Source organism: Nocardia sp. NPDC046763 (genome assembly GCF_040645495.1).
Taxonomy (GTDB): domain Bacteria; phylum Actinomycetota; class Actinomycetes; order Mycobacteriales; family Mycobacteriaceae; genus Nocardia.
In genome coordinates, this window is record NZ_JBEYYI010000002.1 from 315,967 (window position 1) to 328,135 (window position 12,169).

General features: G+C 67.3%; 6 protein-coding genes. 5 read left to right on the forward strand and 1 reads right to left on the reverse strand.

Features of this window, described 5'->3' with window-relative positions:
* Window positions 1-25: 25 nt before the first annotated feature.
* Complete coding sequence (locus ABZ909_RS04305; protein ID WP_356996166.1) at window positions 26-1,876, reverse strand: DUF4407 domain-containing protein; 1,851 nt, start codon at window positions 1,874-1,876, stop codon at window positions 26-28.
* Window positions 1,877-2,758: 882 nt separating this feature from the next.
* On the opposite strand from ABZ909_RS04305, the gene gltB reads away from it, so the two are divergent.
* From gltB to ABZ909_RS04330, 5 genes are all read left to right on the forward strand, one after another.
* Entirely contained in the window at window positions 2,759-7,408 is a 4,650-nt protein-coding gene (gene gltB, locus ABZ909_RS04310; RefSeq protein ID WP_356996167.1) for a glutamate synthase large subunit, read from the forward strand.
* Between the two features lie 74 nt (window positions 7,409-7,482).
* Complete coding sequence (locus ABZ909_RS04315; protein WP_356996168.1) at window positions 7,483-8,952, forward strand: glutamate synthase subunit beta; 1,470 nt, start codon at window positions 7,483-7,485, stop codon at window positions 8,950-8,952.
* A 236-nt stretch (window positions 8,953-9,188) separates the two neighbouring features.
* Complete coding sequence (locus ABZ909_RS04320; protein WP_356996169.1) at window positions 9,189-9,893, forward strand: hypothetical protein; 705 nt, start codon at window positions 9,189-9,191, stop codon at window positions 9,891-9,893.
* A 41-nt stretch (window positions 9,894-9,934) separates the two neighbouring features.
* A complete protein-coding gene (locus ABZ909_RS04325) occupies window positions 9,935-10,948 on the forward strand; it encodes an alpha/beta hydrolase family protein (RefSeq protein WP_356996170.1) in 1,014 nt (337 codons plus the stop codon).
* 259 nt (window positions 10,949-11,207) lie between these two features.
* Window positions 11,208-12,110, forward strand: a complete 903-nt coding sequence (locus ABZ909_RS04330) for a cutinase family protein (RefSeq protein WP_356996171.1) — start codon at window positions 11,208-11,210, stop codon at window positions 12,108-12,110.
* The last annotated feature ends 59 nt before the right edge of the window (window positions 12,111-12,169 follow it).

The following is a 12,169-nucleotide window of genomic DNA, read 5'->3' on the forward strand; positions in this document are numbered from 1 at the left end:
CCGGGCCACAGTGGGTTTCGGAAGGCTACTCCCGGCCCCTGCCCGGGGGCAGTTCGCGCGGGCTGCGGTAGTCGAGTTCGGGGTTGCGGCGTGCTGCCAGCGCATCGTGCTGCGGACCCGCGGGCAGGGGATAGCCGGGGTCCACCACCTGGCCCTGGGGTAGGGCGGAGTAGGAGGGGTACTGGGCGTAGGGCTGATCCACCACGCTCGAGGCCACGCGCTGGGCGTGCACCTGCTGCGGGGCGCCCTGCGGGAGGTAGCCGTACTGCGGCTGGGCGTAGGCCTGCTGGTGCTGCGGCTCCGCCGAATCCTGGGAATCCACGGTCACCTTGCGCGTGCGGCGCAGCGTGAAGGTGATCTCCTCCGCCTCCTCGAACGCCTGGCGTACGGTGCGCAGCGGGTGGGTGGCGGTGTCGATGGCATTGGCCACGAAGGACGGCACCAGCGGACGGATCCAGCGGGCGGCGGTGTCGGTGAACGGCACCGTCCCGATGATCGGAAGTTCCAGCCCCCCACCCTTGTTGGCGGGCTGCGCGACCGGCACGGCGGGGACGAGCGCCCCACCCTGCGGTGCGGGGGCCAGAGCCCCGGAGGTGAGCTGGGCGGGCAGGTTCGGCGACTGTGTCACGATCCCCTCCTGGGACACGGTGCTGTCCTTTCGATCCCCGGCCGGGCCGGCGGGGAGTTCATGTCTGGTGGCATTGTCGAATTCGGCGACCGCGCGCTGGGCGGGCTCGGTGATGCCGATCTCGAAACCGCCGATGGCGGCGATGATGCGGGTGCGCTGCCGTTCCCGGTCGATGGCGGTGTCGGCATGTACGGCCAGCCGCGCGGCGGTGAGTTGTTGTTCGGCGCGCAGGCTCTCGGTCTCCACGCGCACCTCGGCCTGTTTGACGGCGATGGCGGTGGCGGCAGCCTGGTCGATGCGGTCGGTGGCGGTACGGACCGCGACGGTGCGGTCGAACGCCGTCTCACCCCGCCACAACCGCAGCAGCAGTGGCAGCAGGGCCAGCACGATCATGACCACGGACACCGCGAGCCGCAACACGAACGGCCCGAAATGTCCGGTGGTGTAGTCGTTCATGGCCACCCAGCGCGCCCCGAGCCCGCGGTCGCCGTCGGTATAGGCGGCCTTGCGGGCCGTCGCGAGGGCCTTGTCCTTCTCGGTGACCTTGGCGTCGAGCCCGTCGACCTTGCCCTGCGCCGTGCTGAGCTGGGTGCGAGCGTCGTCGAGCATCTGGTTGGCGGTGCGCTCCTCGGGGCCGCGCCCGGGCACGCGGGTGATCATGTTCTGCGGGCAGTCCGCCGCCGGGTTGAATTCGCAGCGCGCGATGATCAGCGCATTGGTGACGTCGTTCTGCGCCTTGGTGATCTGCTGGTCCAGCGCGGTGCGATCGGCCCTGGCCTGCTCCAGCTCGGTGCGCGCGGTGACCACGGCGGGCGCGGATTCCACTGCGTGCTGGGCGGATTCGTCGAGCAGCCGGTTCACGGTGCCGGAGAACAGGATGGTGCAGGCCAATTCGGCGATCATCACCCCGGCGAGCACTGCCACCGCGATGCGGCCACCGAATTCGGCTATCGCCCGGCGATTCTCCCGGCGATCGGGCGTGGCGGCGGTGGCCAGTGCCCGGGCGACGGCCCCCATCAGCACGGTTGCGATGAGCGCGACCGCCACGATGGCGATGACCGGCCAGCGCGCCGCTCCTGTGGCGGCGGCCGTGACGGCGCCCGCGGTGGCCGCGAACAGCGCCACCACGGCGCCGGTGACGGTGTAGCCGCCGCGCTCGGGCTCGTCGGTGAGCTGCGGTTGCGCGCCGCCCAGCCAGACCAGCAAGGCGCCGAGCCCGGCGGACCTGGGGACATGGTGAACGGTCATGGGAGTTCACATCCTCTGAGTCCCGGGTGATTCGGCTTCTCGAAACCGTCGCTGATTCGTTGTCACAGCGTGACAGGCGTACGGCTGTTCCATCGACCGCGGCGGCTGGGATGTGGCCAGGCTCACAGTGGCACGTTTCGGGCATGTGACGTGGTGTTGATCACGCGCCGACCGGCTCTGATAGCACAGAAAACCTGGACAGGAGACGGATTTACGGTTTGCTGAATGTGTGCTGAATCCCACATTCAGGAAAAATTCCGTACGGTCCGCAGGTTACCTGCCCATGTCTCCCGGACGGCCGCCGCGACGACGGAACTTGTCCGGAAAGTTAGCCGGCTCGTGCCCGGTTTGCCGGATCCCTCTGTGGGGAAATCTGATTCATTGCAGGTGAGAGGCAGTCTGGAGCTGCGCTGGACCGCTCGGCCGGAGCCCTCGCGTGCGTGCGATGCAGTGGTGAACTCAACTGAAACGCACGTGCACCCCTGCTTTACACTGGAGAACGCGCGTGTGTTGGAGGACCGATGAAGAAGCCCAGCTAGAAGCTGGAATTAGTGCAACCTAAGTTGGTTGGGCTCAAGTCCTGACTTATCGTTTGCTCTTACGCCGAACTACACAATTCGGCATATCTCCCCATACGGTCAGAGGCCCGATCGGTGCTCAGCCTAGCGGGCGAGAACTGCGCGGTGTGTAGCGAAGACGTAAGGGTTCCGTTACCACCGAGCACCCGACTAGGTAATCGAAGCGGGTGGACAACTGCAAAGTTGACTGCACGGAATGACCATCAGCGCCGCTGGTCTCCGAAACGTCCGGACGCAGTCCAGACCGGAGGCGTTCGACGAAGGCCGCATTCTTCGAAGGCCTGTTTTTTGTGAAGGCAGAGGCATGACGCAACTTCCTGGCCACAGGTCCCCTGGACCCATCGGGCTCTATGACCCGGCGAATGAACACGACGCCTGTGGTGTCGCATTCGTCGTCGACATGCACGGCCGCCGCAGCCGCGACATCGTCGACAAGGCTATTACGGCATTGCTGAACCTGGAGCACCGTGGTGCCGCCGGTGCCGAACCCAACTCGGGTGACGGCGCGGGCATCCTGATCCAGCTCCCGGACAAGTTCTTCCGCGCTGTCGTCGACTTCGAGCTCCCCGCCGAAGGTTCGTACGCCACCGGTATCGCTTTCCTGCCGCAGGCCCGCCGCGAGGCCGCCCGCGCCGGGTACGGCGTCGAGAAGATCGTGCGCGAGGAGGGCCTCGAGGTCCTCGGCTGGCGCGAGGTCCCGATCGACGAGTCGTCGCTGGGCGCGCTGTCGCGCGACGCCATGCCGACCTTCCGGCAGATCTTCATCGCCTCGCCCAAGAGTGGCGCCGAGCAGCTGTCCGGCATGGACCTGGAGCGTCGCGCCTACGTCATCCGCAAGCGCATCGAGCACGAGCTCGGCAAGTCGGGCGCCGGCGAGGGCGCGACCGGCAAGGAGTCGGTCTACTTCCCGAGCCTGTCCGGCGAGACCTTCGTCTACAAGGGCATGTTCACCACCCCGCAGCTGCGGGCGTTCTACCTGGACCTGCAGGACGACCGGGTCGAGTCGGCGCTGGGCATCGTGCACTCGCGCTTCTCCACCAACACCTTCCCGTCGTGGCCGCTGGCGCACCCGTTCCGGCGCGTCGCCCACAACGGTGAGATCAACACCGTCTCCGGCAACGAGAACTGGATGCGGGCCCGTGAGGCGCTGCTGAACTCCAACGTGTTCGGCACCGATCACGAGGGCAACAACCGCCTGGAGAAGATCTTCCCGGTCTGCACCCCCGGCGCCTCGGACACCGCGCGCTTCGACGAGGTGCTCGAACTGCTGCACCTGGGCGGCCGCAGCCTGCCGCACGCCGTGCTCATGATGATTCCGGAGGCGTGGGAGCGCCACGAGTCCATGACCCCGGAGCAGCGCGCCTTCTACCGCTACCACTCCTTCCTCATGGAGCCCTGGGACGGCCCGGCCTCGGTGTGCTTCACCGACGGCACGGTCGTCGGCGCGGTGCTGGACCGCAACGGTCTACGCCCCGGCCGCATCTGGGTCACCGAGGACGGTCTGGTCGTGCTGGCCTCCGAGGTCGGCGTGCTCGACATCGACCCGGCCAAGGTCATCTACAAGAAGCGCCTGCAGCCCGGCCACATGTTCCTGGTCGACACCTCGCAGGGCCGCATCATCAGCGACGACGAGGTCAAGTCCTCGCTGGCCGCCGAGTTCCCGTACCAGCAGTGGCTGGACGAGGGCCCGGCCAAGCTGAGCGACCTGCCCGACCGCCCGCACGTGCACATGTCGCACGACCGCGTGCTGATCCGTCAGCAGATCTTCGGCTACACCACCGAGGAACTGAACCTGCTGGTCTCGCCGATGGCGCAGACCGGTGGCGAGGCGCTCGGCTCGATGGGCACCGACACCCCGATCGCGGTGCTGTCGGCGCGGCCGCGCCTGCTGTTCGACTACTTCTCGCAGCTGTTCGCGCAGGTCACCAACCCGCCGCTGGACGCCATCCGCGAAGAGGTCGTCACCTCGCTGCGCAGCATGGTCGGCCCGGAGGCCGACCTGCTGAACCCGGGACCGGAGTCCTGTCGCCAGATCACCCTGACCCAGCCGATCCTGGACAACGACGAGCTCAACAAGCTCATCCACATCAATGACGACGGCTCCCGTCCCGACCTGCGGTCCGTGGTGGTCCACGGCCTGTACCCGGTCAAGAAGGGCGGCAAGGGGCTGCGCAAGTCCATCGAGGCCGTGCAGCGTCAGGTCTCGGCGGCCATCGACGGCGGGGCGCGCATCATCGTGCTGTCCGACCGCGAGTCCAACGAGAAGCTGGCCCCGATCCCGTCGCTGCTGCTGACCGCCGCGGTGCACCACCACCTGGTCCGGGAACGCACCCGCACCAAGGTCGGCCTGGTCATCGAGGCCGGTGACGCCCGCGAGGTGCACCACATGGCCATGCTGGTCGGCTTCGGCGCGGCGGCCATCAACCCGTACATGGCCTTCGAGTCCATCGAGGACATGCTCGAGCGCGGCGCGCTGCGGATGCCGGGCAGCACCGGCGATCTCGCGGCCGACTACAAGAAGGCCGTCTACAACTACAACAAGGCGGCCGGCAAGGGCGTACTGAAGGTGATGTCCAAGATGGGCATCTCCACCATCGCCTCCTACCGTGGCGCGCAGCTGTTCCAGGTCGTCGGCCTGGGGCAGGAGCTGGTGGACGAGTACTTCACCGGTCTGAAGTCGCCGCTGGACGGCATCGGCCTGGACGACATCGCGGACGAGGTCGCGCAGCGGCACCGGATCGCCTTCCTGGAGAACCGCAACGAGCGCGCGCACCGCGAGCTCGAGGTCGGCGGCGAGTACCAGTGGCGGCGCGAGGGCGAGTACCACCTGTTCAACCCGGACACGGTGTTCAAGCTGCAGCACGCCACCCGCTCGGGCCAGTACAAGGTCTTCAAGGAGTACACGAAGCTGGTCGACGACCAGTCCGAGCGTCTCGCCTCGCTGCGTGGTCTGTTCAAGTTCAAGTCCGAGCACCGCCACCCGATCTCGATCGACGAGGTCGAGCCGGCGTCGGAGATCGTGAAGCGCTTCTCGACGGGTGCGATGAGCTACGGCTCCATCTCCGCCGAGGCCCACGAGACCCTGGCCATCGCCATGAACCGCCTCGGCGGCCGCTCCAACTCCGGTGAGGGCGGCGAGCACCCGGCGCGCTTCGAGCCGGAGGAGAGCGGCGACTGGCGCCGGTCCGCGATCAAGCAGGTGGCCTCGGGCCGCTTCGGTGTGACCGCGCACTACCTGACCAACTGCACCGACATCCAGATCAAGATGGCGCAGGGCGCGAAGCCCGGTGAGGGCGGCCAGCTGCCGGCCCACAAGGTGTACCCGTGGGTCGCCGAGGTCCGGCACTCGACGCCGGGCGTCGGCCTGATCTCGCCGCCGCCGCACCACGACATCTACTCGATCGAGGATCTGGCGCAGCTGATCCATGACCTGAAGAACGCGAACCCGCAGGCTCGGATTCACGTGAAACTGGTCGCGGAGCCGGGCGTCGGCACCGTCGCCGCGGGTGTCTCCAAGGCACACGCGGACGTGGTGCTCATCTCGGGCCACGACGGTGGCACCGGCGCCTCGCCGCTGACCTCGCTGAAGCACGCGGGTGGACCCTGGGAGCTCGGCCTGGCCGAGACCCAGCAGACGCTGCTGCTCAACGGTCTGCGCGACCGCATCGTGGTGCAGGTGGACGGTCAGATGAAGACCGGCCGCGACGTCATGATCGCCGCCCTGCTGGGCGCCGAGGAGTACGGTTTCGCGACCGCTCCGCTGGTGGTCTCGGGCTGCATCATGATGCGCGTCTGCCACCTCGACACCTGCCCGGTCGGCGTCGCCACCCAGAACCCTGTTCTCCGTGAGCGTTTCACCGGCAAGCCGGAGTTCGTCGAGAACTTCATGCTCTACATCGCCGAAGAGGTGCGGGAGCTGCTGGCGTCGCTGGGTCTGCGGACCCTGGACGAGGCCATCGGCCGGGTCGACCTGCTCGACACCACCGCCGCCAAGGCGCACTGGAAGGCCGCCAAGCTCGACCTGTCGCCGATCCTGGACGACGTCGAGACCGCGTTCATGTTCCAGGACCGCCGCCGCACCAAGGACCAGGACCACGGCCTGGACAAGGCGCTGGACAACGAGCTCATCGCGCAGTCCGCGGACGCGCTGGAGCGCGGCAAGCCGGTCAAGTTCGAATCCAAGATCACGAACGTGAACCGGACCGTCGGCACCATGCTCGGCCACGAGGTCACCAAGCTCTACGGCGGAGTCGGCCTGCCGGACAACACCATCGACATCACGTTCACCGGTTCCGCCGGTAACTCGTTCGGTGCGTTCGTCCCGGCCGGCATCACCCTGCGGGTGGTCGGCGACGCCAACGACTATGTCGGCAAGGGCCTTTCGGGTGGTCGCATCACGGTGCGCCCGTCCGATGACGCGCCGGAGGCGTTCGTCGCGGAGCAGAACATCATCGCGGGCAACGTGATCCTGTTCGGCGCCACCAGCGGCCAGGCGTTCCTGCGCGGTGTGGCCGGCGAGCGCTTCGCGGTCCGCAACTCGGGTGCCACCGCGGTCGTCGAGGGTGTGGGCGACCACGCCTGCGAGTACATGACCGGTGGCCGTGTGGTCATCCTCGGCGAGACCGGCCGCAACTTCGGCGCCGGCATGTCGGGTGGTATCGCCTACGTCTACAACCCGAACGGCACCTTCGAGGCCAACCTCAACACCGAGCTGGTCGACCTCGAGCAGCTGTCGGCCGAGGACGCGCAGATCGTGCACGACATCGTGGTCCAGCATCGCGACGAGACCGGATCCGCTGTCGCCGACAAGATCCTGGGCGACTGGTCGCAGCAGGTGATCAAGTTCGCGAAGGTCATGCCGCGCGACTACAAGAAGGTCCTGCTCGCCATCTCCGAGGCCGAGAAGGCCGGCCGGAATGTCGACGAGGCGATCATGGAGGCGGCCCGTGGCTGACCTCATTCTGGCGGTGCAACGCAGCACCACTGTCGTTGTTCCGTGCGCGCTGCGCATTAGTCAGGAGTTCGTAAATGGGTGACGCACAAGGCTTCCTGAAGCACACATCCCGGGAACTGCCCAAGCGCCGTCCGGTTCCGCTGCGACTGCTGGACTGGAAAGAGGTCTACGAGGAGAAGTTCTCCCACGAGACCCTGCAGAAGCAGGCCAGCCGCTGCATGGACTGCGGTATCCCGTTCTGCCACAACGGCTGTCCGCTCGGGAACCTGATTCCCGAGTGGAACGACCTGGTGTACAAGGGCGCGTGGAAGGAGTCGTTCGATCGGCTGCACGCGACCAACAACTTCCCGGAGTTCACCGGCCGCCTGTGCCCGGCTCCGTGCGAGGCGTCCTGCGTCCTGGGCATCAACCAGGATCCGGTGACCATCAAGCAGGTCGAGGTCGAGATCATCGAGAACGGTTTCGACGAGGGCTGGGTGACCCCGGTCTACCCGACCCGCCTGACCGGCAAGCGCATCGCGGTCGTCGGCTCCGGGCCCGCGGGCCTGGCCGCCGCCCAGCAGCTGACCCGGGCCGGCCACACCGTGACCGTGTTCGAGCGCGACGACCGCATCGGCGGCCTGCTGCGTTACGGCATCCCGGAATTCAAGATGGAGAAGCGCTTCATCGACCGCCGCATCGCGCAGATGGAGGCCGAGGGCACCATCTTCAAGACCGGCGTGAACGTGGGCGTGGACATCACCGCCGCGCAGCTGCGCGAGCAGTTCGACGCGGTCGTGCTCGCCGGTGGCGCCACCATCGCGCGTGACCTGCCGATCCCGGGCCGCGACCTGGACGGCATCCACCAGGCCATGGAGTTCCTGCCGCTGGCCAACCGGGTGCAGCTGGGCGACCAGATCACCGACGAGGACGGCCTGCCGCGCATCAACGCGCGTGGCAAGAAGGTTGTCATCATCGGTGGCGGTGACACCGGCGCGGACTGCCTGGGCACCTCGCACCGTCAGGGCGCGGAGTCGATCCACCAGTTCGAGATCATGCCGCGTCCGCCGGAGCAGCGGGCCGCCTCGACCCCGTGGCCGACCTACCCGCTGATGTACCGCGTTTCCTCGGCTCACGAGGAGGGCGGCGAGCGCGTGTTCTCCGTCAACACCGAGCGTTTCGTCGGCGCCGACGGCAAGGTCACCGGGCTGCAGGCGCACGAGGTGTCGATGGTCAACGGCCGCTTCGAGAAGGTCGAGGGCACCGACTTCACCCTCGAGGCCGACCTGGTGCTGCTGGCCATGGGCTTCGTCGGACCGCAGAAGAACGGTCTGCTCGAGGGCCTGGGCGTGGGCTACGACCAGCGCGGAAATGTCATGCGCGACAAGGAGTGGGCCACCACCGTGCCCGGCGTGTTCGTCGCCGGTGACATGGGCCGCGGTCAGTCGCTGATCGTGTGGGCCATCGCCGAGGGCCGCGCGTGCGCGTCCGCGGTGGACAAGTACCTGGAGGGTGAGACGGCGCTGCCGTCCCCGATCACCCCGACCATGGTCGCCCAGCGCTGAGCTGAAACCCTGAAGGGCGCTCCCGGACTTCGGTCCGGGAGCGCCTTTTGTTATGCAGGGAAACGATCTGAAATGTGTACTAGTCAGTAACTGGGAGCAGTTTTCTCAAACCCTGGACAGGGGACCAGTTACACCTGTTTACTTACTCCCCGTGTGGAGTCCACCCTCCGAGTCGTCCGCAGCGCTCGGTAAGTATGGATCGGTCCCGGAGGATCTCGGGACACTTGGAGGAAAATATGTTCCGTAATCGCCGTGCGGCCGCGATCGCGACCTCTGCCGCAATGGTTTTCGCGGGCCTGAGCATGACCACGCTGGAGACGGGCGCCGCGTCAGCGGATACGACCTGTGCCCTGAGCTCGCATGCCACCAAGAATGACATCAGCACCCTCGGTATCACCATGACGTACGACAAGGGCGCCAACCTCGACTCCATCGGCGTCGGCACCACGGTGACCTACACGATCGTCATCGGCACCACGGGCATCGGAAACCCGTACGTCAACACCATCACCGATTACCCGCCGGCCGGATTCGGTGCGCCGACCAGCGCCACCATCACCGCGTATCACGCCGCGCTCGGTGAGCGCACCGAGAGCGTCACCCCGGAGCCGAACGCCGGTGGCTGGAAGGTGACCAACACGGGCTGGTTCGTGAACTCCGGTAACCCGGTGACCTACACCATCACCTACCCGGTGCCCACCAACCTCTCGGCCGGTCAGCAGGTCACCAGCGGTGGCATCGGGGTCGCGGGCACGGTCGGCGTCAGCAACGAGCTGCCCAACCTGACCTCCTGCTTCACCGCCCGGGCCAACACCGTCGGCGAGGACGCGCTGGGCAGCCTGAACAACAACGGCCTCGGCTCGGCCGGCGGTCAGCTCAGCTCGACCGGTTCGCTCAGCACCATCCTGTCGGACGCGATCCGCAAGTACATCGGCAGCTGATTCCCCTCCGGGCCGATTCGATCGATAGGAAAACCGTACCGATGTTCACCGGTAAGCACTCGGCGCTCGCCGCGATCTCGGCAATTGCGCTCTCCCTCGCATTGTCGTCCGCGCCCGGGAGCACCGGTACGGCCACGGCGGATGATTCCACCGGATCACATCTGGTTTCGATCGATCGGCCCGGCCAGCGGCAAGAGGAGATCTCGGTCTATTCGGCCGCGATGGACAGGGTGATCACGCTTCAGGTGATTACCCCGCTGGACAACAGTGTGCCGCGGCCCACGCTATATCTGCTGAATGGCGCGGGCGGTGGCGAGGATGCCGCCACCTGGTATCGCCAAACCGATGTCGTGCAATTCTTCGCGGACAAGAACGTGAATGTTGTTTCCCCGATCGGTGGCAAATTCTCCTATTACACCGACTGGCAGAAAGACGACCCGAGTCTGGGCCGTCAGAAATGGGAGACATTCCTGACCGCGGAACTGCCGCCGATCCTGGATTCGGCCCTGCACGCGTCGGGCGCGAACGCGGTTGCGGGCGTGTCGATGTCGGCGACCTCCGCGCTGAATCTGGCCATCGCGGCCCCCGATCGGTACCGGGCGGTCGCCTCCTACAGTGGCTGCGCCTCCACCTCCGACCAGAACAGCCGCCGGTACATCCAGTTGGTCCTCGATCGCGGTGATGCCGATTCCCGCAATATGTGGGGCGACCCCGGCGACCCGGACTGGCAGCAGCACGACGCGGTACTCAATGCCGGCGCCCTGCGCGGGAAGGCGCTGTTCATCTCGAGCTCGAGCGGGCTGCCCGGGCCCATGGACACCCTCGACTCGCCCTCGATCGGCGGGCGTCCGGCGACGCTGGCCAATCAGATCGTGCTGGGCGGGGTGATCGAGGCCGCGACGAACGCGTGCACACATCAGCTCGCAGATCGCCTCGGCCAGTTGGGGATCCCCGCGCAGGTCGAATTCAGCCCTGCCGGAACGCATTCCTGGCGGTACTGGCAGGACGCGCTGCATCGGTCGTGGCCGCTGCTCGAGGCGGCATTACAGGGTTGAGGTCCGAAATGTGGCTTCCGGCACAACTTTCGGCCGGAAATCGGACGTCTTAGCCGACTCGCCTGGCATGGCCGAATAGGCCCCTTTATGCTTGGCGGCGGTGTGTCGCCGATCTCGTCATGCAGTCTGTTTCAGTCAGCTCATACGGGGCGGTTACCTGGGTTAACCCTCAGTGCACCGGACTGTCATCCGGCGACCGCACCATGATCGGGAATCGGGACGCGCAACCTGTCCCGGCACAAGCGGGAACTGGAGCAGTATGCGGTTGAAGAATGTTGTCGCGGCTGCGGGGGCAGCGGCGAGCGTGCTCATGTCGGGAATCGTCCTGGGCAGCGGTCCCGCTACGGCCGACCCCGGCGCGGGCTGCCCGAGTCTCTACACGGTCGCCGTTCCCGGCACCTGGGAGACCGGCCACGACAAGGACCCCAAGCCCGGCATGCTGGCCGGGGTGACCGACGGATTGCCCGGCGAGGTCGACTATGTGACCTACGCGGCCACCGCCTTCCCCTGGGAGGGGGACGTCTACGCCGCCTCCAAGAAGGAAGCCGTCGACAATGCCCGCGGTCTGGTGCAGGACATGGGCGCGCGCTGCCCGGGCACCAAGATCGCCATCACCGGCTACAGCCAGGGCGCCGACGCGGCCGGCGACCTCGCCGCCGAGATCGGCAGCGGCCACGGTGTGGTGCCGCCGGATCGCATCGCGGCGGTCGCGCTGATCTCTGATCCGCGCCGCTCGGCCACCGACGCCCAGATCGGCCCGCTCGCTCCCGGTGCGGGTGCGGGCGGGGTGCGGGTCGGCGGCTTCGGCTGGGTCAGCGACAAGGTGCGTACCGTGTGCGCCATCGGCGACCTGTACTGCTCCACCGAGGAGACCGACTTCCTCACCCGCTTCGCGGGTTTCCTGGCGCAGTCGTCCAACCCGAACAACTTCAACCCGTGGCAGACCCAGCTCGAACTCGGGTCCATCCTCAACGACCTGATGGCGCAGGGCGGTCTGCCGACGCTGCAGGCCCAGCTGGCCGACGGTCCGGACAGTGAGTACGCCCACCAGCTCGAGCAGTTCTACCGCAGCGGCAAGCACACCAGCTACGGCAGCTACGGCGTCGGCGGCGGCCAGACCGCACTGACCTGGATGCACAACTGGATCGCGACCAACGCCTAGCGGACGGCCCGGCGGTGAGCCGGCCCCGCGAAGCCTGAAAAGGCCGCTCCCACACTGGG